The following is a 25983-nucleotide window of genomic DNA, read 5'->3' as shown; positions in this document are numbered from 1 at the left end:
CATACAGCTGTCCGTCCGGCGTAATCGCCACGATGCTCGACACCTCACGTCGCTTGCTCACCCGCTGGAGCACAGGGGTCAGCCCGCGCCGGGCCCAAGTCGTGCCCGGAAGCTGTGGCCCGTCTCATCCACGAGTAAGAGCGTCCGGTGCTCCCGACCTGCCTTTTTTCAGCGCCACCCAGTCCCGCTTGGGCCAGACCGCGATCACCAGCTTATCGCGCTCCTTGGCCCGGGTGGCAGGACGCTGCACGCTGAAGCCATGCGCCTTGAGCGGCCGTTCCAGATAGCGCGGATGATAATGCACCCCGAACTCGCGTTCGATCACGGCCGCGATGCGGTTGAGCGTCCATCGTTCGGTGGCAAAGCCGGCCGCGATGGCCCCTCGGTCGAGGAGCCGGCTCAAGCGGGTCCAGGCTTTCTCATCGAGCCGAGGGGGCGGCCCGAGGTTGGGGCGCGCCTCCAGGCCGCGCGGGCCCTCCTGGACGAGCGTGGCGGCCCAGCGGCAGACACTGGCGCGACTGACCCCCACATGCTGGGCGATCTCGGCCTGCGAGAACTGCCCCTGGCGCAACAGCACCGCGGCTGTTAGGCGGCGCTCCTCCATCTGCTCTGCCGTCACGTGTGTCGGTCGCCAAACGTTGCCTTCCATCGCGCACCTCCTCACGATGACGGACACTGCCCTATGTTACACCCGGTGCGTGAAGATCAATAGAGCGTGCCGCCCTTCTAGTGGTGTGCCCAAGGCGGCAAGCAGGGCTACAAACAACAGGAGGCGGAGCACCTCGATCAATCGGATGCTGTTTTCCCGCCTCGCGCCGCCACCATCGACGCTTTTCCTGGAGTACATCTCTGTCGGTCTGGCGTCTTCGCGTTTTATAGGTCGATCACTTTAGGTAGGGGAATTCTGCCCTTTCTTTAGATGGATCGGCCGGCGTGGATGAACAGGCTTTTCAATCGTCTCAAGTTAAACGTTCCCAACAATTGCACGTCGCATTTGTCAATCTCCATACGCGGCCACACGGCAACGTATCGCGGGCTAACCTTCGGAGGGGAAAGGCGGAATTTCATTCTTCGTATCTGACTGCCGAAGTGGCACAGATTTTGAAACCTATCATTCGGAGGGATGTCCGCAGTTGCAGGCGTCCGCCAAGTCGAAGAAGGAATTTAATGTATGCCTCGCGCAACAGATCCACGTCGTCTCTCTGGCTCTCGCGGCCGCTCTGGTGAGCCGCCGATCTGCAACTCACCTGCCCGTGCCGAAGCATCACGCTAATGCGAGCAAACTCTCGCGATCAACGGCTTATACCTAGTTCGTCAGGCCAAGAGTGTTGTCAATTGAAACAAAGGAGCACGAGAGCGGTCCCGCCCTTGGCGAACCGATCATTGAGATGCACGTAATGATCGCGGGGCGGCCGCATTTGCAGCGTTTTGGCTCATCTTATCGGGATTCTTCCGATCCCAGCCGAGGAGTGAGACTTCGAGAAGCGAACGACATTACGTGACAGAAGCCTGTTGGGCATTGGGGTTACGAGTTGGGGGAGAGTCATTCAGAGATTAAACACAAGAATAAGCAGTCCAGAGAGAACAAATATTTAGCGGGTTGGCGTACGCGCCGGCCAAAACGAAGCAAGACCCAAGGGAAAGCAACCAAACGAAGGTTTTTTGCCCCTTGCACTTTTCCATTGGAGAACACCATGGCCAAGACTACAGACAGCTCCACGGAAACGATTGACAACCGAACCATAGATTCTGCCAAAGCGAGCGATCATGATCGTGCTGTCGGGAATGGAAGCGAACGGCTGGCAGGCAGTGTTTCAAAATTTGCCTCAGGCGCTCACGAAGCTCAAGAGGTCATGACAAAACTTTTTGAGACTACGGCTCGAGCAGGCAACGAACTATCACTACGATCGATCACAGCCCTACAGGCCGAGAGCGATGCCGATCTCTCTCATCTACAGGCTCTAGCTGCCGCAAGGACGCCGTCGCAAATGGTTGAATTGCAGTCAAAATATGCCCGGCAACGTGTCGACATGGCTTTTGACCACGCCAAGGAACTTCAGGTCCTCACCGGTAAGTTTCTGTTCGATATCGGAAAGCCGATCAAGGAGATGTTCGAGGTGGCTCTGGCCTCCGTCGGACCAGGCTCGCGTGGCCGAGGTCCTGAACGGCGGGCAGAAGCCCGCGGTTCTGCGCTATAATCAAAGCAGAGCATGGTAGGTCGATAGAACGAGGAATGGCTTACGGCCATTCCTCGGAAACACGCCGTAGGGCTTGGTCATCATCTCACAAGACCTTTGCGTGCTGGTAAGTAACACATTGGTTTCCCTGCGGTTGGACCTGATGCTCCGCCGCTAGGCATCTCGGAGCAGAGGTTTTACCGGGGGAAGAAGCAGCATGTCGGCTTCGAGCCGGATCAGGTGTGGGAGTTCAAGCCGGTGGTGCGCCACGTGCAAGCAGCCCGAGGCCACAGTGAGCGGCGGGCCCGCGCCCTCACACGCCAGCATCGATCATCCAGCGCAAGCCGCTCAGGGTGGAGCGGCTTTCCCAGGATCGGGATCGACCATCCATAGAGCAGATAGCAGAGCGTCTGGATTTGCTTGTGCGTGATACCGCCCGAGGCGGCATGACGGGCGATCAGCGTGTTCGCAATTGCAATCGGGGGATAAGCCATGGTCCGGAATCTTCGTTGAAGGGGGCAAACGAAATCGGCGCGGGAAAATGTCTTTCTCGGTGCGAGGGGCGGCTTGGCCGACGTCAGGCTGTGGCTTCTTTCTGGGCTAAGTGGTGCATCCGGCATGTTCAGGGGGTATAATCGCGGCTTGCTGGCGGGAGGTGACCTATGACACCGATCTGCTTACGGGATTTGACCGTTGAGGAGTGTGCACGGGTCCAGACGTTGGCTCACGCGCACACCGCTCCGGCTCAGATGGTGCAACGGGCTCAAATCATCTGGCGCGCCCGTCACGGGGAAAGCGCATCTGCCATTGCCTCTCGTCTGGGCCTGGATGCCGAGACGGTGCGCAAGCGCATCCACCGCTTCAATGCAGAGGGAGTGGAGGCTCTCAAGGATCGGCATCGCTCCGGACGCCCGCCCACCTATCCGCCTGAGCAAACCGCCACCGTGATTGCGAGTGCGCTGGCCAAGCCAGAGACGCTCGGGCTGCCGTTTGCCGCCTGGACCTTGGATCGACTGGCCGCCTACCTGCACGAGCATAAGGGGATCACGGTGCAGCGTAGTCGCATTGACGAGATCCTGCTCCACGAGGGCCTGCGCTGGAGCCGGCATGAGACCTGGTTCGGCGAGCGGGTCGATCCGGAATTCGCGAAAAAAAGGGGGCGATCGAAACCCTCTACACGGTGCCTCCTGCGGGCAGTTGTGTGATCTGCCTGGACGAGATGGGACCGGTGAGCGCCAAGAGTTATGCAGGCCGTGCGCTGGTGCAGAGCCGAACGCGACCGGCCGAACGGGCGAAGCTGGAGATCGACTATGGTCGGCGCGCCAAGGGCTACATCTTTGGGGCCTTTTGCCCGGCCACGGGCGAGGCCTTCACGCATCCCTATCCTGGTCGCGGCGCGCACTGGGTCGACTTCCTGGAGCACGCTGAGACCTGGATCCCGCGCACGACCAAGCGGGTCTACGCGATCATGGAAAACCTGAGTTCGCATCGCACCACGGACGTGCTGCTGTTTCTGGTGGCGCATCCGCGCTGGGAGATGGTGTTCCAGCCCAAATACGCGGCTTATCTCAACCTGATCGAGCCGTGGTGGAAGATCCTGCGCTCGCTGGCGTTGGCGGGCCGGCGCTTTGAGACCTGGGACGAGATCGTCGATGCGATCCGCCGCTCGACGATCTACTGGAATGCACACCGCCATCCCTTCGTCTGGGCTCAGCGGCGCCGCCATCGGCCCCGCCGCTCCCCCGGCGTCGCCCTCCTGCCGAGGGCCGCATGACCTACCGGATGCACCACTTAGGACTCAGTCCTCAGTCCGGTTCCACTCGGCGTTGACTGCCTCGTGCATGGCCGCACACATGCCGTGCTGAAGCTCTTCCTGGTTTTCGTTCAACCAGGTTCGGATCGCTTCGTCGGTAGGAGCCCGATCGACCTCGTCGCTGATAGAGCCTCGACGTCGCTGACGTCATAAGCAGCAACCGCCCAGCCACGGCGGCGCATTTCTTCGAGGATACGGCAGCGATCATGGTCGCTGAGACCCTTCGGATCTAATGGAGAGGACGCGACCAGTGCATCGGCCACATGTTTCAGTCCTGCCGTTACGGCTATCACCTCCTCTTGGATGTCATTCCAGTCGTCGCCATCCGGCGGGCGGGAGTTGGTGCCCGTTCCATCTCTCGACGGATCGCACAGCTCTTTGTCTTGTTTCTCGGCAAATTTGGGCAGAGGAGCGAGAGCGTCAGATGCAATCCCGTCCGAGTTCCGCAGACGGTCGAGGGATTCGTGGACTGGGCCGGGCCCCTCCTTCGGATCGCCGGAGGCTAGAGATTTCCGGCCTTTCTCACGGCGGCAGGCTGGCTGTTCTGCCGTGATTCAGCAGTGAGATCGGCGGCTTATGCCCAAGCGCCCCATGTGGCCGATCCTCATTGTACAAAGCGACGACGGAACGCCCACAGGACCGAAGAGCGCGAGGTTCTGTATCCGTGGCATCCCTGGGCCGGGTGCATCGTCCAGCTTGATGAGATCGTCGAGAAGGCCGCTGGCGATTGTGTTCGCTGCCGCCACGAGGGTGATCCGTCCCGCAGATTGGAACTCCCTCTCTGGATGCTCGATCGAGCCGTGTGCGCGCCGATGCGAGTTGAGCTCGCTCCTCAGGTGGAGATCGCCGCAATCCAGGCTTTGATGGCGCTGCTGGCTGATGTGTTGAAGCGAGCACCGTCGACTCCTATGGCTGCGGCGGCAAACTGGATCTCTCACGACGGGAATCGGGGAGAGGCCCATGCGACGCCAGAGCAGCCCTCATCATATCCTTCGGTCCAGACCAGAGCAGTTCGACCTGTTTGCCCAGCCAAGCGACGGCGGCCAGCCGCGGATGCCAGACTGGCAGACCCTGCCTGCGGAGACGCAGCAGGCGCTGACGAACCTGATGGTTCGCCTGATCCTCGAACACGTCCGCGACGGCCGTCCGGGACAGGCGGAGGAGCGCGATCATGACTGACAAGATCCAGCCCCACCATCTGGAGCGCAAGGCGATCCTCCATGTTCGCCAGTCCTCCGCTCATCAGGTTCTGCATAATCGCGAGAGCAGCACCCTGCAGTACGCCATGCGGGATTGGCTGACCATGCTGGGCTGGGCGCAAATCGAAACCGTCGACGACGACCTCGGGCGGCCAGCGGCCGGCACCACCGCCCGCGCCGGCTTCGAGCGCATGGTGGCCGAAGTCTGCCTCGGCAAAGTCGGCGCCGTGGCCGCCCGCGAGGTGTCACGCTTTGCCCGCAACAGCCGCGTTTGGCAGCAACTGATCGAGATGTGCCGCGTGGTCGACACGGTGCTGATTGACCAGGAGACGGTCTATGCCCCGCGGCAGGGCAACGATCGGTTGCTGCTCGGGCTCAAGGGTTCCCTCAATGAGTATGAACTCGATCTCCTGCGTCAGCGCTCGCTCACGGCGCGCTACGAGAAAGCCAAACGCGGTGAACTCCTCGTCACGGCGCCGGTCGGGTTCGTAAAGGCTGGCGACCGCTGGGAGAAGGATTTGGACCAGCGGGTGCAGGACGCGATCGTGCTGGTGTTCGACAGGGTGGCGGAATTGGGCAGCGCCCGCCAGGCTCTGCTGTGGTTCCACGAGCACGGGTTCGATCTGCCGGCCCGGCAGCCCAACGGCGATGTGATCTGGCGCCGACCCAATGATGGGACTCAGGCTGGCCGCCGAGCGTGGTGAGATTACCGCCATCCATCCGCATGCGGATGGTCCCTGGATCTTCAGCCGCGCCGATCTTGATGGATCAGCGGCGAACGAGGTTGGCCAACGAGTGGAGCGCTCGGCAAAATACCCCACGGGCCGCATCCCGATCAACAACCTCTCTTTCCATCAATGACATAGACAGATGGGTGTTGTGATGCAGGTTGTAGTATCTGCGCCAATCCTCCATCTTTTCGTGGGCGTCGGCAAGCGTCAGGAACCAGTGCAGGTTCAGGCACTCGGCCCGAAAGCGGCCGTTGAAGGCGTCAATATAAGCATTGTCGGTGGGCTTGCCGGGGCGGGAGAAGTCCAGCGCCACGTCTTTGGCATACTCTCACAGATACAAGTCGCGGCTGTGTTTCCACCCTGTGTGATTGGATGGGCGCTGTTACGGTCGCACCCCAACCTTTGAGTGCGCTAATCGCCGACCAAGTAATAATGGCTGAGCGGCTGCACGCCGACGACACACCGGTGCCGGTGCTGGCCAAAGGCAATGCGAAGGCCGGCCGGCTCTGGACCGTGGTGCGTAATGACCGCCCATTGCCGGGGCGGATCCGTCGGCGGCCGTGTATTTCTACTCGCCCGATCGCAAGGGTGAGCACCCGCAATCGTTCCTGAAGAGCTATAGTGGCTTTCTGCAGGCGGACGCCTATTCCGGCTTCGGACCTGTATGAACCGGGTCGTGCGATCGGCCCGGCGACTGAGGCAGCGTGTTGGGCGCATACGCGCCGGCTCCTCGAAGGACACGAACCGTAAAAAGGAACGAATGGCCGTCAAGCGCAGATTGCGCGTCCTCGCGCTGGCGCCTCGCTTCGTCTCGAGATCAGCGAGAAACGCGCTCATGACCGGTGCATCAAGATCATCGATGGCCAACGCGGACGGCGGCATACGGAGCCGCACCTGTGCAAACTTGAACAGCAGCCGGAACGTGACTCTGTACGATGCGATCGTGTTGGCAATGACGTTGCGCTGGCGCATGAGCCGTCCGGTGAAGTAGCGCTCGATTAGGGGAGCGACATTGCAGCTCTGCTTCATGGCTTGGCCTCCCACCGCTGGTCGGGGCGCCGTGCTGCCGCTTCCATCAACTCCGGACAGGCCGACAGGTACCTATAGGTGTCGCGCACGCAGGCGTGACCGAGGTAGGTGGAGAGCATCGGGAGCCGCTGCTCGACATCGAACCCCTCGCGATGCCAGCCGAAAAGCGTCCGGATCGCGAAACGATGCCGAAAATCGTGCACGCGAGGCCCCGTGCGATCGCCCGCACATCGTAATCCAATCTCACGCGACAAACGCCAGAAGGCACGATGGACATATTGGTGGAGCAAGCGGCCGCCGCGCTCGGCCACAAAGAAGTGCGACCCGCAGTCCGATCCAAGATGAGCCTCCCGCCGCTGGGCGTAGCTGCGGAGAGCCGCGCAAGTTGTCGCATGCAAGGGCACAAGGCGCGACTTGCCGAACTTGCTCTGCCGGATTGTCAGCACGCCCTCGTCCAGGTCGGCACCATCGCGGCAAAGCCCGATCGCCTCGGACAGACGGATGCCTGTCACCGCGATCAACCCGAACAGATAGTAATAGGTCCATCGTCGTAGACCGTTTGCCGGCGGCAGGGCCAGCGCCGCCGTCAAGAGCGCGTCGATCTCCACCTCACTATAGACATAGGGTTTGGCGCGCTTCAGGGGCGGCAAGATCCCCACAGGCGGCACCTCCGTCTCGGGATTGATGTTCGCGAGATGGCGCGAAGCCGCGCACATCGGTCAAGCGCAAGGTCCAAGATGCGTGTCGATCGGCTGGCAGGGTCGCCCAGGCTACGGCCAGCTTTGTGGTGATGGTTGCGGCTTTGTGGCGCTCCATGAAGGAGACAAAGTCGGCAAGCCGCCGCGCCTGATGCTCGTACTTGTAGCCGAGGCCCTGGCGCATGCTCAGATACTGCTCAAGTGCGGACCGTAGACGGGTCATTGCACAGCTCCCGGCCCGGGAAGGCTTAGTGTCCGAAGCGTCTCGATGTCCACCATCGCGTAGATGCGCGTCGTGTCGTGGCTCTCATGCCGAAGCAATTGGCCAATCTCCGCCAATGTCGCGCCGGAGCGGAGAAGCTCGGTGGCAAGGCTGTGGCGGAAGATATGGGCCCCTTGGTGGGCGTAGCCGCTGATCCCGGCACGCTCGAGCGCCATCTTGGCGACCATCGTGATGGCACAGCCGGAGGCGAAGCCGACAAGGGGCGCCAATGTGCGAAGAAACAGCCGGCGACACGGTGAGGTCGGGCGGCCATTCCGCAAGTAGGAAACGATGGCTGCGCCGACGTCCGGAGGAATCGGCATCCGTGCTCGCTGCCGGCCCTGACGGGCCGGCGCCGGCGAACCGGTGTCCCGCGTGCGCCGCACCAGCGTGAGGGCGAAGCTCTCGCTGACGGCAAAGTGCTCGGCGGCTGCCCGGCAGGAATAGCCCGCCTCGACAAAGCCAGCCACCCGCACCCGCAGATCGAGAGAATAGCAGCGACCCATGATCCACCTCCCGTTCCAGCAAGTGAATCACAGATCGGTCTCGTACAGAAGCCCAGGAGTCAGGTTTCCGGTCCGATGCTCTAGCGAGTTGCATTGTCTGTGAACGGCAAGGTACACATCCGAGAGCAAGAAAAGGAGGACGATCTCCTATCGTATCCGACTTCGGGTACGGATCCTGCCGATCCATGCGACAAGGCGAAGAAACGGCCTTTCTAGATAGCCTCTTCGGGGATGATCGCACTCATGCAGTTCGGTCCATCAATTCGGATTTGATGGTCATTGCTGCTAAAAGTGAGATGTCGAAGGGCAGATCGCCAAACGCGACCTGGCAAAGAAGATAGTTGGCTCCCGCCTCTTCCAACTGATCAAACAGAGCCTGTCGCACAGAAGCCGCCGTTCCTACCACGCACAATTCGCTCTCGATTGCGGCCTCGAAGGTCGGGGGCAGATTTGGTGGAACGGGAATTGCGTTGCGGTGGTACAGGAATTTGAAGTTTTCAAGCCATCGTCCGAAAGCAGGAGCCGCCAGCGAGTATGCATGGTTTTCAGACTGCCCGACAACAATCATGCGAAGCAATCCAAGAAATGGTGGCTGGCCGTCCATGCCCGTATTGAGTCCTCCCTCGGCACGATATGCTTCAGTAATCTTGCGAACAAACGACGCGGGTCCTACACATGCAATATTTGCGCCGTTTGAAGCGGCCCAGCGCGCAGACTCTGGTCGGTTGGTGGCGATCCATATCGGCGGGTGCGGGCGTTGATGAGGCCTCAGTGTCAACGGGACGTTGTCTAGCTGAAAATGGTGACCCTGATAGCAAAGGGTGCCGCCCCTCATCGCCTCCGTTAGAATTTTGCTCGCTTCAAGATAGCGTTCTGGCACCGCGTCCGCACCTATCCCGAAGTAACTTAACTCGGTCGGAAGAGAGCCGCGCCCTATACCCATCTCGACCCTGCCACCACTCAATTGGTCGAGCATGCAGATCTCCTCAAATGCACGTAGCGGATGATGAAGGCTAAGCAGCATGACCAGTGGGCCGACGCGAATCTGCCGGGTACGCTGTGCGACGCTCGACAAGAACAGATTCGGCGACGGGGCCCTACCATGTGGCGAACAATGATGCTCCGCTAGATGGTAAGCGTAAAAGCCGAGTCCGTCACAAGCTTCTGCCAGCCTGAGGCGGTCGGCGTATTGTTGTGCAATGGCGCTGCCGTTCTCGTCCAAATGATCGAAGATGCCGAACATTAGCTTAGAAGGTGAGGCTTTTCTCATTCAACTTTCTCCAACTTACATCCGTGTACCGGGCTTCAAGTTAACCACAATTCGCGGGCGCGACTGCCGTTCTGGTCGTCGCGCTCCAGCCCCTAGACATTGCCTTCAGGCTCCCTCGCTTCCGCCAGCGCTTCGGTGATAAGGTCGACGTCCTCGGCGGTCAGGGCGAGGCCAGAGATGGCGACGTTCGAGACCAGATGAGAGCGGTCGCGTACCGATGATGACAGTCGCCACGCCTGGTCGCTCGAGCATCGCAGCGCTAGCGACCGTGACGGCGTCGGTCCCATGAGGATCCGCGACCTGGTGTAGCATCGTCAAAAAGGCCTGGAACAGGTCCCAGCCGCCGAGGTCGTCGATGATGCCGTACTTCGCCAACGAACGATTCTCCAGTTGCTCCGGCGGTTCCGGTCCGTCAAGCCATTTGTCGCCGAGGAGGCCGCCAGCCGCTGTGCCATAGCACAGGAGGGGGATGCTGTACTCGACGGCCGCCCCAGCCTCCGCCGCGCGGGACGGCGGTCGAGTAACGCAAACCCAGCAAATCGAGGCCGAGCGGGGGCATTTCTGTGGCGGTAGTTATCGCGCCGCTTTCCGATATAGCTGCAGCCGAAGTCGCCCGGTGGGACGACTCAGTACGATTCTCAATGTTGGCGTTGATTTGCTTCGTAAGTTGGTCTGCCCTCATGTTCCTTCCTATCACACGTTTCAACGCGGACACGGCGCCATCACTCAACGGAGCCGCGTCGCGAAAATTGCCCCTCATCGCGTTTGGGTGCCTGATCAAGGGCTCCTGGTTGCATAGAATTGACTAGTTGCAACTCATGTTCCCGGCATAGTCTCCATCGCACCTCAGAGTGCTTGCGAAGTCTTCCTCTTGTCAGGCCCTTTTTGGGTCACCCGTCACGCGACGGAAGCAGTGGCCCGTTCGGTGCGCGCCAGGTGCTGCTGTCTATGCAACATTCCAAAAGAGTGGTAAAATTGATTGTTTTGATGGAACGCTGCATCCCCGAAGTTGGACCGGATCGTGGGAGAATCTACGGTCCTGGAACAGCCTCAGGCGCGCCTAAGGCCTGGTGGAGCAAAGCCATCGGTGGCCTATCACCGATTGCGCTATGCGGTCTCACTTCGTTGTAATCAACCCGCCAATCCTCCACCTTCCGGCGCGCGTCGTCCAGATCCCTGAACCAATTCTGATTCAGGCATTCCGCCCGAACCCGGGCATTGAAGGATTCGATGTAGGCGTTATCGGTCGGCTTGCCGGGCCGGCTGAAGTCGAGCGCCACCCCATGCGAATAGGCCCACAGGTCGAGCTCGCGCGAGGTGAACTGGCAGTCCTGATCAACCCGGATAGTTTTGGGCTTCCCAAACCGCCGCACCGCCTCGTCCAGGGCTGAGATCACCTCCCATGGGGTGGCGATCCGGCACACCCGAAGCACGGGACAGATCCGGCTCCAGGTGTCGAGCATCGTCAGGACCCAGATGCGCCGCCCGTCGAAGAGCTGATCGTACATCCAGTCCATCGCCCAGACTTAATTGGGGGCGGTAGCCGGTGAGTGGTCCTCGCGGATCTTGGCCGCAACCCGTCGCCGGGGTGGTTTGTGGCGCATGGTAATCCCTCGAGCTTGTAGAGCCGGTAGACGCGCTTGGCATTGATCGGCCAGCCTTCGCGCCGGAGCACGATCCAGATCCGGCGGTAGCCGTAGCGCACGCGCGCTTCAGCGACCCCGCGGATGCGTTTGCGGAGAGCAGCCTGCTGGGGGCGGCGGGAGCGGTAGTGATACGTCGAGCGCGGCGCCGGCACAGCCCGGCAGGCCCGGCGGATCGACACCCGAAAGACAGTCCGCACGAAGTCGACGATCTCCCGGCCCCGAGCAGGCGTCATAGTTTTGGGCGGATGGCCTCTGAAAGCATCTCCTTGTCGAGGGTGAGGCCGCCGTACTTCTGTTTCCATCGATACAAGGTCGGGTGACTGCCCGGCATCACGGTTCCTAATGAGAAAGAGATGGCCAGAGGTCAGTATCGTTTTCATGCTCGTATCATCTTACCGTTTTCGTCCTGTCAACCCACAGCATCAGTCCTGATCTGAAATCTTCCTCGCCTCGACGGTGATCGGCAGACGCGTCTCCTGAGGGAGGTCGGGCAGGACAAATCGCCAGCCGTTCCTGAGCGTTACGGTCCCGCCCCACAGGTTTTCATTTTCAACCTTGATGATCGGCTCCTCGAGATCTTTCCTGGGAACGTACGCCGACAAGCCGGCGCTGGATCTACGGATCATGATCTTCATCTGGCTGTTCCTTCGCTCGACCCTGCAGTAACTTCGGCGCTGTCAGGGGGCCTTTACTGAGACTTATTAGTTCACGGGCACGCATGCCGACGACGGTACCGCGACCGACCCATTCGACCGCATAAATGTAGAACTGCTGGAGGAAGGTGCCGATATCGCGCACATAGCCCTCGTCGCCCTTCCGCACTAGGTGTTCGCCGATCTCTCTACCAGGATAAGTGCCGTCATTCTTTATGTGGATCCTGGCACGAACCCGCTCACCCAGCCCAAATTCTGGGGGCTTGCGGATTTCGACCTCCTGTTCGCGTCCGAGGTCCATGGCCGTTCCTTTCTGGCGGCTGCAGGTTGCCAATAGGGAGGTTTAAGGTCATCCTTAGGAGATGACCCTAGCCGTGCTAGTAGTCAATTTGATGATCCGCTGGCAACGCAGGTCTTCGGCACCGGACATACCGAGGCGCATTGCTGTATATCGAATGCCCCCTTACATTCGGTGCACTTGTCTGGATCGATCACGTAGGTATCACCCTTGAACTTGATCGCGGCGGATGGACATTCGAATTCGCAGGCACCGCACTGAGTGCACTGGGATGCGATGATCTTAAAGGCCATTCTTTTCTCCTATTTCGGATGGTATGAGACGGCTCAGGCAATCGCCGCCAGTGGCTCTACACCGAGTTCAGCGATGTAAAGTGCGCTGATCGCGGTCTCGATGTAGTCATAGCCGTAAGCGTCCGTTGCTCGAATTCCGGCCGCCGTGAGCTGATCCTTGGGGCAATCTCCGATCTTAGCGCACAGCACGATGTCTATGCCTTCAAGCGCAGCGATGACGTCGTCGAGAGTTGTGTCCTCGCCCCAGCCGCCGTGGCAATATTGTGCAATCTTGCGATGCCCGACGAGCTTGATTCCCTCCGGTGAGGCCTGATAAATCTGGAGTTCCTTTGAATGCCCGAAGTGTTCGTTGACGCGGCCGCCTCCTTTAGTTGCCACTGCCACGAGAAGCGACTTTCGGGAGCCCGCTGCCTTGACTGCAGCGGCCGCCGCTACCTTGGCCGCGACGTGTGCTCCGCGCTCCCCGGCGACCACCTCGCGGTACGCCCCGCGCTTGCCGTTGTAAGTGACCTCGCTGGGAATCTCGCTAAGCGTGAATTCCTGTCCGCGATCGGAGCCGAGCAGGCCGACGGCATCGGCCCGACACTGCCGGCAATGGCGCATCAACTTGGCGCCCCCTTCCAGACGGTCTTGAAGGGCCTTCAGCTCCATCACATTCGGGCCGCGCTGCCCGGCCAAGCCGTAATACGTCCCGTGCGCTTGGTCGGAAATCAACGGCATGACGTTGTGCAGGAACGCGCCACGCTCCTTGACCCACTTGTTCACCTCGATCAGGTGCTCGTCGTTGACGCTGGGGATCATAACCGAGTTGATCTTGGTAAGGATACCACGCGCCGTCAGCATCTCCAGGCCAAGCATCTGCCGCTCGTGCAGGATCCGGGAAGCTTCGATGCCGGTGTAGCGACGGTGGTCGTAAAATATCCACGGATATATCTTTGCTCCGACGTCCGGGTCGACCATGTTGATGGTGATCGTCACGTGATCGACATTCATGTCGGCAAGCTCGGCGACATGATCCGGCAGCGCGAGCCCATTGGTGGAGATGCACATCTTGATGTCGGGAAGTTCCCTTGCGACCAGCCCCAAGGTGGCCTTTGTCCTCTTCCAGTCGTAACAGGCATCGCCGGGTCCGGCGACGCCGAGAACGGAAAGCTGAGGCACTTCGTTGGCGACCGCGATCACCTTGCGTAACGCTTGGTCTGGCGTCAGTCTTTCCGAGACGACCCCAGGCCGGCTTTCATTGGCGCAGTCATACTTGCGATTGCAGTAATTGCATTGGATATTACAGGCTGGCGCGACGGAGACGTGCATGCGTGCGAAATAGTGGTGCGCCTCTTCTGAAAAGCAGGGGTGATCCTTGATCTTCTCCCAGATAGCTGGATTCACGTCGTCCGGCTTTTCGGACGAGCCACAGGGTGAAGGTGCGCAGCCAATGGATACTGCGTTTGTCAACAATTGGTCGAACGATGTCGTGCTGGTCAGGCTTTCAAGCGAAATCGGCGGTACGGACATCAAACGGCTCCGTTTTGGGTGAACGTGACAGTTCAGCACGCAAGAGCCACGCCAGTTCAAAAGCGGATTTAGTTCAGTGTGTTAGCTTTTCATGTCCGATTCTGCTGGTTTGCTCCGACACCATTTCGTCAGGATCTCGACAATGTACAGGCGAATCGGATTGCGATAGGCCCGGTGTCTCAGGCACCTCCAATGCCACAATGTATGGTCCGGCCGTGCGTCGCAAGATGTTGGCAGAGTGACAAACGTGAGAGCTGCATCAATGTATTCGGCCTCGGTGTGGAGCCTCAGCTCCGGGCCAGCATGGGTATCCGCGCGCATCCAAGACTCGCTAGCTGCAAGACCTCAATGGGCCATCATGGCACCCAGTCCTGTGGTTGCGCCGGGCAGACCGTTCGTCCATCTCCTTCATCCTCTCGCAAACCTCGGCGGGAAACTGCCGGTTGTCGGAAGGCTGTCATCGTTCGACCCTCAGGGTTGATGGTTCATGCGAACCCGTTCCGGAAAGGCTCACGGGCAAGATCACCTCAGACGGCATGGGAAGCACTCCTCGGCTGGTAGGCATGTCCGCGGGCCAGCACCGCCCAGGCGATGCGGGCGAGCTTGTTGGCGAGCGCAATCACCAGCATGTTGCGATGCAGCCGCCGTCCCGCAGCCTCTATCCAGGGCCACAGGCCGAGCTTCGCTCCGTGGGGGCGGCGCACCAGAACAATGTGGGCTACCTGCACGAACAGCGTCCGCAGGTACTTGTTGCCGCGTTTGGAGATCTTGCCCAGGATGGTGCGGTCGCCGGTCGACTCCTGCTTGGGCACCAGCCCGAGCCAGGCGCCGAAGTCCCGCCCCTGCTTGAACCCGGCCCCGGTGCCGATCGCCGCCACCACGGCACTGGAGATGATCGGCCCGACACCTAGCACGCTCATTAGGCGTTGGCAGTGCTCGTCTTGGGCGGCCAGCGCCTCGATCTCGGCCGAGGCCGCGGCAATGCGCTCGTCGAGCTGACGCCAATCCTCAGCCAGATCGGCGATGAGATGAACGATGCGCAGCGACAGGGCATCAGAGGACGAAGCCAGGATGCCTGGCAGGGCCTGACGCAAGGGCGCAAGCCCCTGGCGTACGGTGATACCGCGCTCGAGCAGGAAGCCCCGGATCTGGTTGGTGACGCCCGTGCGCTTGCTGACCAGGCGCGAGCGCACGCGGTGCAGGGCAAGCAGATCCATCTGGTCCGGCGTCTTGATCGCCACGAACGACATGGTGGGCCGTTGCACCGCCTCTGCGATGGCTTCGGCATCACGGTAGTCATTCTTGTGCCCCTTGAGGAAGGGTTTGACGTATTGAGCAGGGATCAGGCGTACCTCGTGACCCAGTGCCTGGAGCAGGCGGCCGATGTGGTGAGCCCCGGCACAGGCCTCCATGCCGATCAGGCACGGCGGGATATTGGCCAGGCGCGGCGTGAGCTGGGCGCGGGAGAGCTTGATCCGCAGCACGATGGAACCGCGCTCATCCTGGCCGACGAGGTGAAAGCTGTTCTTGCCCAGATCGACACCGAGCGTGGCAATGGCGGAAGAGGAAGAAGACCGTGACATGGGACGTGCCCCTTGCGTGGCTTAAAGCCCCACAGCTTACGAACAAGCGGGGCAGGAGCACGGCCGGACCATCCCATTAGGTGCATCTCCAGTCTGGCGTCTGACGTCACCAGGACGTTTAGAACTTCTTCACCTCGATCTGCTGCCGGCGCAGAGCATAGCTGACTTGCCGCGGCGTGAGGCCGAGAATACGCGCCGCCTTGGCCTGAACCCAACCGGCCTTCTCCATTGCGTCGATTAGCCGGTCGCGTTCCGTAAGGCGCGAGCCCACTATCGGGCGAGCGAGACCGTCCGGTCCGCAAGCATCATCGGCCGGCACATCGCCCTCCGTAGCGCCAGTTCGCTTAACCGGCAACGGCAATCCAGCCGGCATAATGGTGCCGTGGGCGAGCTCGTTGATGGCTCTGCCGCCATTCCAACGGTTAGGTCCTTTCCAGATGAGTGAAGAAAGGCACTGGCTGTTCTGGCAGGCGAAATCCGACGGAGTGATCGTCCTCGAATGCGCAAGTGTAGCCGTCCTTCTCACACAGTTCTCCAGTTCGCGGACGTTGCCAGGGAAGTAGCATTGCGAGACCAGGTCGAGCGCCGACGCCGCGAAGGCGAGCTCGCGATGATTCTCCCTGTTGAACCGGTCGAGGAAGGCTCTCGCGAGGCGTGGAATATCGCCGGGGCGCTCTCGAAGCGGTGGTAGGACAATCGGCACCACATTAATTCGGTAATAGAGGTCGGCCCTAAACTCCCCGTTCACGACAGCTGTCTCAAGGTCCTTATTGGTGGCGCATATGAGCCGGACGTCGACCTTTAGCGTCCTGGTGCCGCCGACTCGCTCCAACTCACCTTCCTGCAAGACGCGCAACAGCTTGGCTTGAAAGGCAGGCGAAATCTCGCCGATTTCATCAAGAAGCAGGGTTCCACCGTTCGCTAACTCGAAACGGCCGGCGCGTTGCGAGATAGCCCCGGTGAAGGCACCTTTTTCATGCCCGAATAGCTCCGATTCCAGAATAGTTTCAGGCAGTGCAGCGCAGTTCAATTTGACGAAAGCCTTATTCGCCCGCGGTGAAAGCTTATGGATGGCCTGTGCGAAGAATTCCTTCCCGGTGCCGCTTTCACCCCGCAGAAGCACACTGGTATTCGTCTGTGCTACTACCGAAACGGTTTCGAGCACCTGCTTGACTGCGGGACTTTCACCGATAATCCAGTCGAGTTTGGCACGATGAAGCCGGGCGGGCACGGTCCTTTCCTTGTCGAGTGCTTTCTCTGGTGTTCGTGTCTCTCCGGTAAGCCGCTGCCCATCCATGCTCAGGGTGCGATGGAGTCGGATGGTCCGCCCGATTAGGTTGGCGACCATGGTCAAGAAGCCTACTTCCTCGTCATCACGGACGCTGGTGGTGCCATCCGCGACGCGGTCGATCGACAATGTCCCAAGGATCTTGTGCTCAGCCTTTATCGGAACGCCGATGAAGGTAATTGCAAGGGGCTCCCCGCTTGAAGACGATTGAAAGTCGACCTGAAATAGTTCGGACTTGCGGACATCCTGGATGACGAGCGGCGTCCCCGTAGCGACGATTTCGTTGACTACAGCCTGCGGTATGACGTAACGAGTGCCTGATTGAAGCGAGTGGGTATTGCCAGCAGTAGCGGCAATCTCTGTCTCTCCTTCAGCATCCACGACGAGGATTGCTCCGTGACGCATTCGTAGAAACGAGGGGAGGATTCCCACGACATTGGCGAGCGTGATCTCCAGCCGGTTTGGGGCAGTTAGGACCTCCGATATCTCGTAGATTCCCGTGAGCAATTGATCTGCTTTGTACATGGCTTTGATCGTTGGTTCAGGCCGGGTGTTCCGCGGTCCTACTTCATAGACCCGATCCCGCAGCATGTGGGTGATGGAAATCCTTCAGGGCTTATCTAGGATGGTCCCCCTAAGTACCATTTGGATTGTGAGTTACAAGAACATGATCTTCTGGCGCCCATCTTAGATTAGGAGACAGTTCTTATACGGGGAGAGCGCTCTTAGCAAATTTTTGCGCGGTGTTTCATCGCAATTGCGGGTGTCTCCCGGTTCACGCTCTTGAAACAATACGTACACCAGTCATCCGAACTTGAAGAGGACGCCGAAGCCGCCACGCGGATAATTCCACGTAATTTCACCGCTGGCCTCGCAGAGTATCCGGCAGGTGCCGCACTCCATACAACCGTCGGCGGCAATCTCCACTTGGCCCCTGTCGTTCAACTCATAGCATTTGGCCGGGCAGACGCGGGTGAGCGCCAGTAGGGTCGCGCTAGGCCTCTCGTGCGGTCTCACTTTGATATGGGGGCGCCCTGAGTCAACCAGATAACGGTTCTGATAAAGCTTGTCCTCGACGCGTAACTTCGTCACTATAGTCGTCATCTCGTCTCTCCGTCAACGCCAGGCGAATGCTAGGCGGACTGCGTCGCTGACCAGACCCCAGCGCGACCGTGCCCTGATGAAGTCAGCAATAGTCGCCCTTTCCTTCTCGAGTTTCGGGGTGCCATCGACCCGCATGAAGTTCTGTGCGGCCTTCGACATCAGCTGTGGGTAGGTCATGAAGAAATTGCGGGAATTGGTATGGAGCAGAGCTGGCATGTCTTTGTATTTGATTAGGTCTTTGACTACGAAGGACTCGTCCAGCATAGTTTTGTAGAGGGCAAGATTCTGCTTGGTCATTGGATCCATGCGGCTTTTGAGTTGGACGATTGCCTCGCCGGCGATGCGGCCGGAGGTCATGGCAAGGTTCGAGCCCTCGCGGTGAACGGCGTTATTCAATTGCGCGGCATCGCCTACTACCACCCAACCATCGCCGAAGAGCTGCGGAATCGCCTTGTAGCCGCCTTCGGGAATGAGATGCGCGGCATATTCCTTGACCTCCGAGCCCTCGATCAGCGGCCGGATGGAAGGGTGGTTTCTGAAAGCATCGAGGAGGACGTAAGGACTCTCCATGGTCGAGGTAAAAGCGGAGACGAGGCAGCCGATGCCGAGTGAGACCGATTCCTTGTTGGTGTAGAGGAAGGCGAGCCCGGCCATGCTGCGGGAGATCGTCCCCGCCGCCTCAATCACGCAGCCTTCATCGGCCTTGAGGCCAAACCGCTGCTCAATGACCTCTTCGGGCAGAAAATGCATTTCCTTGACGGCAAGCGCCACGGTTTCCGGCTTCGGGCTCTCGCGAAGGCCAGCCCGCGTGCCAAGCAGTCCGTTAACACCTTCTGCTAGCACGATGACGTCCGCAAAGACCACTCCGCCAGCGCGGTCAGTGCAGACACCGATTACCTTACCCTTGGTATCGCGGACGAGTTCCGTCACCGTCGTCTCGCACAGAACCGTCGCGCCGGCCTCGCGTACCTTGCGCGAAAACCACTTGTCGAACTGGGTGCGGATAATCGTATAGCGGTTAGGCTTGACCTCGTTGAAGTCTTCTGATCGATAGTGCACTCCGGTGTGGGACGTGTCGTCCATTATCCAGAAGCGCTGCTCGACCAGATGTCGCTCGAGGGGGGCATCATCTCGAAAATTCGGGATGATTTTCTCCAGCATGTCCGCATACATGATGGCACCCTGAACATTCTTGGAGCCCGGATACTCACCGCGCTCCAACTGCAGCACCTTCAATCCCTGACTTGCCATCGTGTAAGCTGCTGCGTTGCCGGACATGCCGGCCCCGATGACAATGGCGTCGAATTTTTGCTCGGTCATGACCGCGTCCATTAGCTCGCAAGATTGCCGCGATTGTGCGGCGACAGCCGCTCGGTGAAGGCGTCCGTCAATACCGGCAGGAAGCGAAGCGCATCGGTGAGGACCCCGACATGGGCGAAATCGAAGATTGGGGCGTTCGGGTCGGTGTTGATGGCCACGATCAGATCGGCCCCCTCGACACCCACCCGATGCTGGATGGCACCGGAAATCCCGGCCGCTATGTAAAGCTTTGGCCGAATAGTCTTGCCGGTTTGGCCGATCTGCCGATCAGCGGGCATCCAGCCCTTCTGTACCAGCGGGCGCGAGCAGCCATATTCGGCACCGATCGCCCGCGCGAGATTTTTCACAAGCTGCAGGTTCTCCGCCGAGCCGAGACCGAGGCCACCGGCAACCACGACGTTGGCATAGGCAAGCTTTGCCGTTGTCGACTGGCCATCGGACAGGAAGCCGAGGACTTTGGTAACGATTTCTTCCTCGGCCATCGACAGGGTGTGCTTGATGATACGCCCGACCGGCTTGTCCACCCGCTGCGGCATGACCATTACCCTCGGTCGCACCGTTGCCATCTGCGGTCGGTAGTTGAGCGTGTAGATCGTGCATAACAAAGAACCACCGAAAGTTGGTCGCGTTGCGGCCAGCGAACCGTCTGTATCCACATCGAGTTCCGTGCAGTCGGCCGTGAGTCCTGTCAGCAAGGTCGTCGCCACAGAGCCGGCAAGATCCCTGCCAAGCGTGGTCGCCCCAAGGAGCAGGATCTCGGGTTTGTAGGTATTGACCAGATCCGCCATCGCCTTGGTAAAAGGCTCGTTCCGGTAGTCGGCCAGCAGCGGCGCCTCTACGACGTAGACAAGGTCAGCATTGTAAGCGAAAGCTTCGGCAACGGCATGCTTGGTGGCCTCTCCCGGCGGCCCGAGCACGACACCCGCGAGCTGGGCGCCGAGCTTGTCAGCGAGTTTGCGACCTGCGCCGAGCAGTTCGAAGGAGACAGGATGGATCTGCCCACGCTCCCGCTCGATGAAGACCCAGACGTGCCGGTAATCCTTGAAATGCTCGGGCAGTTCCTTCTTCATGCCAGCGCGGCCGGCGGCGGGAGGAGGGGTTTCTCGCTTCGCAGTCGACATCGTCTGCTCCTTGGCGTCACACGCCGTCGCGGAAGGTCAGTTCGTGTTCCAGCGCTGGCTGGCGGGTCAGGATCGTAGCGGCCAGTTCGTTGGCAAGGTCGCGCAGCGTCTTGTCGGTGGTGTCGATTTGCATTGCCTTTTCTGCCCGCGAGGGAGGGGCGAAAACGCGCTTGACGACCGTCGGAGAGCCGCGCAGGCCACATTTAGTGAGGTCCTCGATCCCGGCGTCAGCCGCACTCCACTTCACGACCTGGCTGCGCGCAGCGCGCAGAGCGTCGGCGAGAGAGCCGCGGCGGATCTCATTGGTGCCCTCCAGCATCGTGATGAGGCAAGGCAGCCTGCTCTTCAGCATTTGCGTGCCGCCTTCCGAGCGGCGCTCCACCGCGATCTCGCGCGCGAGGGGATCAACAGAAGCGATCTTCGCGACATAGGTGAGCTGGAGCAGGTCCAGGCGTTTTGCGATTCCAGGCCCGACTTGGGCGGTGTCGCCGTCTATAGTCTGCTTGCCAGTGAAGACGATGTCTGGGGTACCAAAAGCCTGGCCAACCCTCACGATTGCTTGGGAGAGAGCAAAGGATGTCGCCAGCGTGTCGGAGCCGGCAAAAAACCGATCGGTCAAGAGCACCGCGCGGTCAGCCCCGTAGGTGAGCGCTTTGCGCAGCGCATCCTCTGCCATGGGTGGCCCCATGGTGAGCACAGTGACCTCACCGCCATGGGTGTCGCGCAATCTAAGTGCCTCTTCAAGGGCGAACAGGTCATAAGGGTTAATGATCGTCGGCACACCCTGACGCATGATCGTGTTTGTCACCGGATGGACGCGTATCTGCGCCGAGTCCGGTACTTGCTTAATACAGACTACGATGTGCATGGCGGTCTCGCTAGGCTACTATCCGGATGCGGGCTTGTGGGTTCATTTCCTTACCTAGTCCTTACCTAGCATCATTCGTACCAGTCATGGTGCCTTCCTCTATGTCTTTGAAATCACATTTCTTTCTTCTAAATATGCCATCGTGATGACTTAACTTGTCAGCTTCTCGACATTGTCTCATTGAAATCGTGTCGCCTTCATATCTTTCCGAACAGCGTCGAGACGGAATCGAGTGGGATGAAGGTGCGGCTCCGAGCGGTAGGTTTGTCCGGATCGTGATCTCGAAGCACTTTAAAGACTCGGTGCTTGAGCGGTGAGGAACTCGCGAAGTCCTCGTAGGCGCGTTCCAATATGGCGCACACCCGCGCCGCGATCACCTGGTCGGGAACTTTAGAGAAGTCCTCTGCGGCGAGGTATTGCCCCATACGCTTCATAATATGGAACCTTGAGACTTTGAGCACCTTCGGATCATAGGAGACGCCAAGGACCGCGAAGAACTCCTCCGCATTCGACAGATCCTCGAGTTGCGCGAGAACATCGATGTGACGGATTTTAGCGGGACCGATGCTCATTGCATTCTCTCCTGATCGACAATGGTGGGCTCGGGCGATTTTGTGGTAAGTTGACGTTGCAACTGCGAAAGCCTCAGTTCGGGGAGCGAGACAGGGTTGACGAGCCAGGACATCGCGTCTCCGGCCGGTCGGCAAGTAACAATGCGGCTGGGTATGTCAACCGCCGTCAGTTGACGCAGGACCTACTCGGTGACCGCTGCATTGAGTTCACAGGGGCCGAACAGCGCTCTCCTGGCGCACAGGATATGACGACCAGTGTCACACTGTCGGAGGAGGCCACATAACGGCCGACTCCGGCGCTCTTGCCGACGACGGCACGGGTGCCATGAACGATCAGGCAGCGCTGGCCGACCATTGCGTCCGGATGGAAGTCGACATTCGTCATGAGACGGAGCGCCCAGATCGGCAAGCACGCTGGGGAGCCCTGCCGCCACAACTCATTAGTGATCCGGTGCCGGATGCTCACGTGAACTCCGGGATAAATGAGCATAATTTTGAGCTTGCCGCACACGGGGCGAGGTCGTGCGCCTTCACGCAGGCGATTTCCTCACGGAGCATGGCCGTCAAGGACGAGGGAACGGCTTTTACGTCGCGTCGCTCGGCTGCTATGCCGGAAGGAGTGGTGGTGAGGATAAATGACATCCCTGGCCTCAACCGATTTCCCCGGTTCCGCCGGCAACCTCGCTGCACAGGCTGTCGAAGAGCTCGACCAGCTCAGCTGCAGTGAGGGCCCATTTTGTCCTGGCCGCCGGATTCATAGGTGAAAACAACGCCCCCGACGAGCGGCTTGCTGGCTGCTGTCGGCCGGCGGGCGGCCCGCACAACATGGGCGTCGAGTCCAGACGACGCTGCAAGCTTGAGGCCTATGCTCGTGCCGTCGGGGACGGCTGTCGCGGCGGCCACCTCATCCAGCGCCACATCGCCGACGCTCACGGCTTTCTCGATGACTCGGGCGAGATGGTAGCGGTCGGTAGGCAATGCATCTTCGCCCCCGCCGCGACGAAGAAGCTAGGGGCGGCGGCCCGCGCGGCCAAGCACTCGGTGACCTGAAGCGGTTCTCCCTGATAAAGCCTGAGCTTGGCGATCAGCCGGATTTTCGGGGCAGGCACCGATCGAGTAACGGCGCCGACACCGCGCTCGTGAGCCGGGTCGAAATCCTGCGATGTCATCCGCTACCTCCTGTGAGTCCAACGGTGAAACGCACCGCGAATTGCCTCGGTCTCGTCTGCGTCCATGGCCCTGCCGGTGTCGATCTCGGTGACGCCGGCCGTCGGGAGTGACCCGGCCATTTTCAGCTTCTCTGCCATCGTGAAGCTAACGTCGGGTGGATGCTCGTCATCGCGCAGGGGCATATCGTCTGAGAAAGACCGGACATCTCATGACCTGCTATCGGCTCTTCTACACCTCCGGCCTAGACCGGATCAAAGTTCCTTGAAACTTCGTCTCTACGTCCCCCGAACGGCGAAAGATCACGCAACTTCTCCACGATTCCGGGCATTACCTCCAGTACCCGGTCGACATCGTCCTCGCTGTTGTCGCGCGAGAAGGAGAAGCGGATTGCACCGTGTGCCGCGGTAAAGGGGACGTTCATCGCCCTGAGGACATGGCTCGGCTCCAGCGAGCCAGACGAGCAGGCTGAGCCTGAGGAGCAGGCAATACCTTCGCGACTGAGGAGAAGTAGTATGCCCTCTCCTTCGATATACTCGAAGGCGATGTTTGCAGTATTCGGCAGCCGCTCCAGCAGGTCGCCGTTAACGAAAGCGTTTGGGATGCGCTGGAGAAGTCCTTTCTCCAGACGGTCGCGGAGCGACTTTACCCGTGTGTTCTGATCGTCCATAAATTTCAAGGCGAGTTCGGCCGCCTTGCCAAACCCGACTATGCCGGCAGTGTTCTCAGTGCCCGCACGCCGGTCGCGTTCCTGGTGTCCTCCTTTCACTAGTGAGCGGAAGCGCACACCCCGCCTGACATAAAGTGCGCCAATCCCTTTTGGACCGTGCACCTTGTGGCCGGACAGCGACAACATATCAATTGCGACAGACTTCACGTCCATCGGGAGCTTGCCGACCGCCTGCACCGCGTCGGTATGAAAAAGCGCGCCAACTTCCTTAGCTAAATCAGCAAGCTCGGCCACGGGGAAGATAGTACCGGTTTCGTTGTTCGCCCACATGATCGAGACGATTGCCACATGCGGGGTGAGAGCGGCCCGGTAGGCATCAAGGTCTAGCCTGCCATGGCGATCCACTGGGATAGTGTGCACCTTGATGCCACGCGTCTTCTCAAGATGCGCACATAGCGTCAGCACGGCTGGGTGTTCGACCGCGGAGGTCACGATCTCCGTGCGGTGAGGCATCACCTCAAGCGCCGAAAGAATCGCTGCATTGTCACTTTCCGTCCCACCTGAGGTGAAGGTGATCTCATGGTCAAACTCCGCACCGATCAGCGCTTGCAATTGCAGGCGTGCCTTCTTCACCGCCGCACCCACGGAGGCACCGAAATCGTGTATCGACGAAGGATTGCCGAATTGATCCGTAAATAACGGTAGCATCGCTTGGACGACTTCAGGATCGACTCGGGTCGTCGCGTTATTGTCGAGATAGATAGGCCTCATGGGTGGGATCCCCTGCTGACAGGAATGACGCAAAGCGCGAGCCCAGTCGCCTCATGAAGTTTCTGGCGCATGCTGTTGATAGTAGCCGAGGCGATCTGACAGTCGGCGCATCGGCCGGAGAGTCGGACGTAGACCTGGTCGCCGTCGACATCCACAAGCTCGCAATCCCCGCCGTCGGCCTTCAGGTGAGAGCGCACGCCCTCGACAGCGTCTTCTATCAAGCGAATTCGCTGCAGAGGCGTCAATCGATGGCTGGCAGCTCCCGGTTTCGCTGGAAAGCGAGCTGTTCTGAGTGGCGATATTCTCGGCGTCTTACCGGATGCGACCACCGGTTCCGATTGTGTGCTCGCCCTCGCCTCGTTGTTGAGTGCGCGGATATCCGTCGCGCCAACAACATAAGCCTGTTCTGCCGTAATGAGGCCTTCAGCCGCCATCGCTGCATTGATTCGGACAAGCACTTCCTCAACGGATTCTAAGCACGTGCTGCAGCCGCCACCCGCCTTTGTGTAGTGAGAGATCTGCTCGATGGTGGTGAGCCTGTTGATGCGGACGGCCCGTTCAATTATCGTTTCGTCGACACCGAAGCATTTGCAAACCAGCGCGCTTTCGTCATGGTCATTGACCCATTGCTCGCCACGAAAATTACTGATTGCAGCCTGCAGTGCCTCGTAACCCATCACTGAGCAATGCATCTTCTCCAGCGGAAGGCCACCGAGAAAGTCAACTATGTCCTGATTAGTGATCCGGAGCACTTCGTCGACGGTTTTTCCGATGATGAGTTCGGTGAGCGCCGACGAGGAGGCAATCGCGGAGCCGCAGCCGAACGTCTGAAATTTCGCGTCAGTGATCGTCTCCGTCAGTGGATCAATGTGGATCATCAACCTAAGCGCATCGCCGCAAGAGATGGCGCCAGCCTCGCCGACAGCATTGGCTGTTTCCAGAACGCCGGCATTCCTTGGGTTGAAGAAGTGTTCCTTCACCTGGTCACTGTAGTCCCACATGACCCTACTCCCTGTTTCACGCGATCAGCCAAAGGATTTACCGCAGCCGCACTTCTCTCGTGCGTTGGGATTGTCGAAGACAAAGCCGGAGGAATCGAGTTCCGTGATGAAATCGACGATCATGCCGGCCACAAGGGGTTGGGAGCGTACGTCGATGAAAACCTTGATCCCATCTCTTTCGATGATCGCATCGCCCTCGTGCACGACACTGTCCAGGCCCATTAGGTATTTGAAGCCGGCGCAGCCGCCGGCTTGAACCATGATGCGCAAGCCCTCGACCGGTTCGGCGGATCGATGAAGCGCAGTCCTCACAGCGGCGACAGCATTGTCGGTGAGCGTGATCATTGGACGTCCTCTCCTCACTCTGCGACGCATTTGCGGGGAACCATGCATGTCCTGTGCCAGAAAGGAAAATGCATTCCAGAACAATG

The 25983-nt window shown here is 59.8% G+C and carries 29 protein-coding genes and 3 pseudogenes; 7 read left to right on the top strand and 25 right to left on the bottom strand.

What is annotated here, in order from left to right; translation table 11 throughout:
• Positions 1-124: 124 nt before the first annotated feature.
• Positions 125-649, bottom strand: coding sequence for a winged helix-turn-helix domain-containing protein (locus tag KBI52_RS09490; RefSeq protein WP_210806966.1), 525 nt, complete (start codon positions 647-649; stop codon positions 125-127).
• 1045 nt (positions 650-1694) lie between these two features.
• On the opposite strand from KBI52_RS09490, the gene KBI52_RS09485 reads away from it, so the two are divergent.
• The 5 genes from KBI52_RS09485 (at position 1695) to KBI52_RS09465 (ending at position 5893) form a co-directional block, all read left to right on the top strand.
• Complete coding sequence (locus KBI52_RS09485; protein ID WP_210806964.1) at positions 1695-2198, top strand: phasin family protein; 504 nt, start codon at positions 1695-1697, stop codon at positions 2196-2198.
• 698 nt (positions 2199-2896) lie between these two features.
• On the top strand, positions 2897-3382 hold the full coding sequence (locus tag KBI52_RS09480; RefSeq protein ID WP_247654291.1) for a helix-turn-helix domain-containing protein: 486 nt from the start codon (positions 2897-2899) through the stop codon (positions 3380-3382).
• Between the two features lie 14 nt (positions 3383-3396).
• Positions 3397-3951, top strand: a complete 555-nt coding sequence (locus KBI52_RS09475; RefSeq protein ID WP_247654290.1) for a transposase — start codon at positions 3397-3399, stop codon at positions 3949-3951.
• A 999-nt stretch (positions 3952-4950) separates the two neighbouring features.
• Positions 4951-5169 carry a hypothetical protein gene (locus KBI52_RS09470; protein ID WP_210806958.1) on the top strand — a complete coding sequence of 73 codons (219 nt, stop codon included), beginning with the start codon at positions 4951-4953 and terminating at the stop codon, positions 5167-5169.
• Entirely contained in the window at positions 5162-5893 is a 732-nt protein-coding gene (locus KBI52_RS09465) for a recombinase family protein (protein ID WP_247654289.1), read from the top strand. The genes KBI52_RS09470 and KBI52_RS09465 overlap by 8 nt, the downstream gene beginning before the upstream one ends.
• A 184-nt stretch (positions 5894-6077) precedes the next feature.
• Here KBI52_RS09465 and KBI52_RS09460 read toward each other — a convergent pair.
• Positions 6078-6245: pseudogene (locus tag KBI52_RS09460) on the bottom strand (transposase); the annotation flags it as partial.
• A 47-nt stretch (positions 6246-6292) separates the two neighbouring features.
• Between KBI52_RS09460 and KBI52_RS34050 the strand changes: the two are divergent.
• Positions 6293-6394: pseudogene (locus KBI52_RS34050) on the top strand (hypothetical protein); the annotation flags it as partial.
• 86 nt (positions 6395-6480) lie between these two features.
• Positions 6481-6588, top strand: coding sequence for a transposase (locus tag KBI52_RS34045; protein ID WP_371823147.1), 108 nt, complete (start codon positions 6481-6483; stop codon positions 6586-6588).
• An 82-nt stretch (positions 6589-6670) separates the two neighbouring features.
• Here KBI52_RS34045 and KBI52_RS33440 read toward each other — a convergent pair.
• The 23 genes and pseudogenes from KBI52_RS33440 to KBI52_RS09340 form a co-directional block, all read right to left on the bottom strand.
• Positions 6671-6949 (bottom strand): annotated as a pseudogene (locus KBI52_RS33440) (site-specific integrase); the annotation flags it as partial.
• Complete coding sequence (locus KBI52_RS09445; protein WP_247654288.1) at positions 6946-7599, bottom strand: tyrosine-type recombinase/integrase; 654 nt, start codon at positions 7597-7599, stop codon at positions 6946-6948. The gene KBI52_RS09445 and the pseudogene KBI52_RS33440, both read right to left, overlap by 4 nt.
• Before the next feature lie 267 nt (positions 7600-7866).
• The gene (locus KBI52_RS09440; protein ID WP_210806956.1) at positions 7867-8415 is read right to left on the bottom strand and encodes a tyrosine-type recombinase/integrase; all 549 of its coding nucleotides are present in this window, start codon (positions 8413-8415) and stop codon (positions 7867-7869) included.
• Between the two features lie 241 nt (positions 8416-8656).
• The gene (locus KBI52_RS09435; RefSeq protein ID WP_210806954.1) at positions 8657-9685 is read right to left on the bottom strand and encodes an LLM class flavin-dependent oxidoreductase; all 1029 of its coding nucleotides are present in this window, start codon (positions 9683-9685) and stop codon (positions 8657-8659) included.
• Positions 9686-9790: 105 nt separating this feature from the next.
• A complete protein-coding gene (locus KBI52_RS09430) occupies positions 9791-10147 on the bottom strand; it encodes a hypothetical protein (protein WP_245435622.1) in 357 nt (118 codons plus the stop codon).
• Positions 10148-10716: 569 nt separating this feature from the next.
• Positions 10717-11202: an integrase core domain-containing protein gene (locus KBI52_RS09425; protein WP_256439476.1), complete on the bottom strand. Its 486-nt coding sequence runs from the start codon at positions 11200-11202 to the stop codon at positions 10717-10719.
• On the bottom strand, positions 11151-11564 hold the full coding sequence (locus KBI52_RS34040; protein WP_371823146.1) for an IS3 family transposase: 414 nt from the start codon (positions 11562-11564) through the stop codon (positions 11151-11153). The genes KBI52_RS09425 and KBI52_RS34040 overlap by 52 nt, the downstream gene beginning before the upstream one ends.
• 189 nt (positions 11565-11753) lie before the next feature.
• Complete coding sequence (gene nifT, locus KBI52_RS09415) at positions 11754-11966, bottom strand: putative nitrogen fixation protein NifT (RefSeq protein ID WP_210806948.1); 213 nt, start codon at positions 11964-11966, stop codon at positions 11754-11756.
• Positions 11947-12285, bottom strand: coding sequence for a nitrogen fixation protein NifZ (locus tag KBI52_RS09410; RefSeq protein WP_210806946.1), 339 nt, complete (start codon positions 12283-12285; stop codon positions 11947-11949). Before KBI52_RS09410 ends, nifT begins: the two co-directional genes overlap by 20 nt.
• An 83-nt stretch (positions 12286-12368) precedes the next feature.
• On the bottom strand, positions 12369-12575 hold the full coding sequence (locus KBI52_RS09405; RefSeq protein ID WP_210806944.1) for a 4Fe-4S binding protein: 207 nt from the start codon (positions 12573-12575) through the stop codon (positions 12369-12371).
• A 33-nt stretch (positions 12576-12608) separates the two neighbouring features.
• On the bottom strand, positions 12609-14087 hold the full coding sequence (nifB, locus tag KBI52_RS09400) for a nitrogenase cofactor biosynthesis protein NifB (protein WP_114947320.1): 1479 nt from the start codon (positions 14085-14087) through the stop codon (positions 12609-12611).
• A gap of 527 nt (positions 14088-14614) precedes the next feature.
• Positions 14615-15670 carry an IS110 family transposase gene (locus KBI52_RS09395; RefSeq protein WP_210806942.1) on the bottom strand — a complete coding sequence of 352 codons (1056 nt, stop codon included), beginning with the start codon at positions 15668-15670 and terminating at the stop codon, positions 14615-14617.
• A gap of 118 nt (positions 15671-15788) precedes the next feature.
• Positions 15789-17483 (bottom strand): nif-specific transcriptional activator NifA, encoded by a 1695-nt coding sequence (gene nifA / locus KBI52_RS09390; protein WP_210806940.1) that lies wholly within the window; start codon positions 17481-17483, stop codon positions 15789-15791.
• 279 nt (positions 17484-17762) lie between these two features.
• Positions 17763-18062: a ferredoxin family protein gene (locus KBI52_RS09385; RefSeq protein WP_114947317.1), complete on the bottom strand. Its 300-nt coding sequence runs from the start codon at positions 18060-18062 to the stop codon at positions 17763-17765.
• 12 nt (positions 18063-18074) lie between these two features.
• A complete protein-coding gene (locus KBI52_RS09380) occupies positions 18075-19382 on the bottom strand; it encodes an FAD-dependent oxidoreductase (protein WP_114947338.1) in 1308 nt (435 codons plus the stop codon).
• Between the two features lie 11 nt (positions 19383-19393).
• Positions 19394-20503 (bottom strand): electron transfer flavoprotein subunit alpha/FixB family protein, encoded by a 1110-nt coding sequence (locus KBI52_RS09375; RefSeq protein ID WP_210806938.1) that lies wholly within the window; start codon positions 20501-20503, stop codon positions 19394-19396.
• A gap of 16 nt (positions 20504-20519) precedes the next feature.
• Positions 20520-21371, bottom strand: a complete 852-nt coding sequence (locus tag KBI52_RS09370) for an electron transfer flavoprotein subunit beta/FixA family protein (RefSeq protein WP_114947316.1) — start codon at positions 21369-21371, stop codon at positions 20520-20522.
• A 197-nt stretch (positions 21372-21568) separates the two neighbouring features.
• Positions 21569-21943: a nitrogenase stabilizing/protective protein NifW gene (gene nifW, locus KBI52_RS09365; protein ID WP_210806936.1), complete on the bottom strand. Its 375-nt coding sequence runs from the start codon at positions 21941-21943 to the stop codon at positions 21569-21571.
• A 714-nt stretch (positions 21944-22657) separates the two neighbouring features.
• Positions 22658-22876 (bottom strand): hypothetical protein, encoded by a 219-nt coding sequence (locus KBI52_RS09360; RefSeq protein WP_210806934.1) that lies wholly within the window; start codon positions 22874-22876, stop codon positions 22658-22660.
• The gene (locus tag KBI52_RS09355; RefSeq protein WP_210806932.1) at positions 22873-23112 is read right to left on the bottom strand and encodes a hypothetical protein; all 240 of its coding nucleotides are present in this window, start codon (positions 23110-23112) and stop codon (positions 22873-22875) included. The genes KBI52_RS09360 and KBI52_RS09355 overlap by 4 nt, the downstream gene beginning before the upstream one ends.
• A gap of 242 nt (positions 23113-23354) precedes the next feature.
• Positions 23355-24551, bottom strand: a complete 1197-nt coding sequence (gene nifS / locus KBI52_RS09350) for a cysteine desulfurase NifS (protein WP_210806930.1) — start codon at positions 24549-24551, stop codon at positions 23355-23357.
• Positions 24548-25552, bottom strand: a complete 1005-nt coding sequence (gene nifU, locus KBI52_RS09345) for a Fe-S cluster assembly protein NifU (RefSeq protein WP_210806928.1) — start codon at positions 25550-25552, stop codon at positions 24548-24550. Before nifU ends, nifS begins: the two co-directional genes overlap by 4 nt.
• A gap of 24 nt (positions 25553-25576) precedes the next feature.
• Entirely contained in the window at positions 25577-25897 is a 321-nt protein-coding gene (locus KBI52_RS09340; RefSeq protein WP_210806968.1) for an iron-sulfur cluster assembly accessory protein, read from the bottom strand.
• Positions 25898-25983 lie beyond the last annotated feature (86 nt).

It is taken from the genome of Microvirga sp. HBU67558 (genome assembly GCF_018069605.1).
In the GTDB taxonomy this organism is placed as follows: Bacteria; Pseudomonadota; Alphaproteobacteria; order Rhizobiales; family Beijerinckiaceae; genus Microvirga; species Microvirga terrae.
This window is presented reverse-complemented; position numbering and strand designations above follow the sequence as displayed.

Coding starts and splice junctions, on each gene's coding strand:
- KBI52_RS09405 (WP_210806944.1), bottom strand. CDS start 12,575: ATGGCCTTTAAGATCATCGCATCCCAGTGCACTCAGTGCGGTGCCTGC.
- nifA (WP_210806940.1), bottom strand. CDS start 17,483: ATGTACAAAGCAGATCAATTGCTCACGGGAATCTACGAGATATCGGAG.
- KBI52_RS09470 (WP_210806958.1), top strand. CDS start 4,951: ATGCGACGCCAGAGCAGCCCTCATCATATCCTTCGGTCCAGACCAGAG.
- nifT (WP_210806948.1), bottom strand. CDS start 11,966: ATGAAGATCATGATCCGTAGATCCAGCGCCGGCTTGTCGGCGTACGTT.
- KBI52_RS09380 (WP_114947338.1), bottom strand. CDS start 19,382: ATGACCGAGCAAAAATTCGACGCCATTGTCATCGGGGCCGGCATGTCC.
- KBI52_RS09490 (WP_210806966.1), bottom strand. CDS start 649: ATGGAAGGCAACGTTTGGCGACCGACACACGTGACGGCAGAGCAGATG.
- nifW (WP_210806936.1), bottom strand. CDS start 21,943: ATGAGCATCGGTCCCGCTAAAATCCGTCACATCGATGTTCTCGCGCAA.
- nifB (WP_114947320.1), bottom strand. CDS start 14,087: ATGTCCGTACCGCCGATTTCGCTTGAAAGCCTGACCAGCACGACATCG.
- KBI52_RS09385 (WP_114947317.1), bottom strand. CDS start 18,062: ATGACGACTATAGTGACGAAGTTACGCGTCGAGGACAAGCTTTATCAG.
- KBI52_RS34040 (WP_371823146.1), bottom strand. CDS start 11,564: ATGACGCCTGCTCGGGGCCGGGAGATCGTCGACTTCGTGCGGACTGTC.
- KBI52_RS09370 (WP_114947316.1), bottom strand. CDS start 21,371: ATGCACATCGTAGTCTGTATTAAGCAAGTACCGGACTCGGCGCAGATA.
- KBI52_RS09375 (WP_210806938.1), bottom strand. CDS start 20,503: ATGTCGACTGCGAAGCGAGAAACCCCTCCTCCCGCCGCCGGCCGCGCT.
- nifU (WP_210806928.1), bottom strand. CDS start 25,552: ATGTGGGACTACAGTGACCAGGTGAAGGAACACTTCTTCAACCCAAGG.
- KBI52_RS09465 (WP_247654289.1), top strand. CDS start 5,162: ATGACTGACAAGATCCAGCCCCACCATCTGGAGCGCAAGGCGATCCTC.
- KBI52_RS09435 (WP_210806954.1), bottom strand. CDS start 9,685: ATGAGAAAAGCCTCACCTTCTAAGCTAATGTTCGGCATCTTCGATCAT.
- KBI52_RS09440 (WP_210806956.1), bottom strand. CDS start 8,415: ATGGGTCGCTGCTATTCTCTCGATCTGCGGGTGCGGGTGGCTGGCTTT.
- KBI52_RS09475 (WP_247654290.1), top strand. CDS start 3,397: ATGGGACCGGTGAGCGCCAAGAGTTATGCAGGCCGTGCGCTGGTGCAG.
- KBI52_RS09340 (WP_210806968.1), bottom strand. CDS start 25,897: ATGATCACGCTCACCGACAATGCTGTCGCCGCTGTGAGGACTGCGCTT.
- KBI52_RS09355 (WP_210806932.1), bottom strand. CDS start 23,112: ATGACATCGCAGGATTTCGACCCGGCTCACGAGCGCGGTGTCGGCGCC.
- KBI52_RS09425 (WP_256439476.1), bottom strand. CDS start 11,202: ATGGACTGGATGTACGATCAGCTCTTCGACGGGCGGCGCATCTGGGTC.
- nifS (WP_210806930.1), bottom strand. CDS start 24,551: ATGAGGCCTATCTATCTCGACAATAACGCGACGACCCGAGTCGATCCT.
- KBI52_RS09410 (WP_210806946.1), bottom strand. CDS start 12,285: ATGGACCTCGGACGCGAACAGGAGGTCGAAATCCGCAAGCCCCCAGAA.
- KBI52_RS09485 (WP_210806964.1), top strand. CDS start 1,695: ATGGCCAAGACTACAGACAGCTCCACGGAAACGATTGACAACCGAACC.
- KBI52_RS09395 (WP_210806942.1), bottom strand. CDS start 15,670: ATGTCACGGTCTTCTTCCTCTTCCGCCATTGCCACGCTCGGTGTCGAT.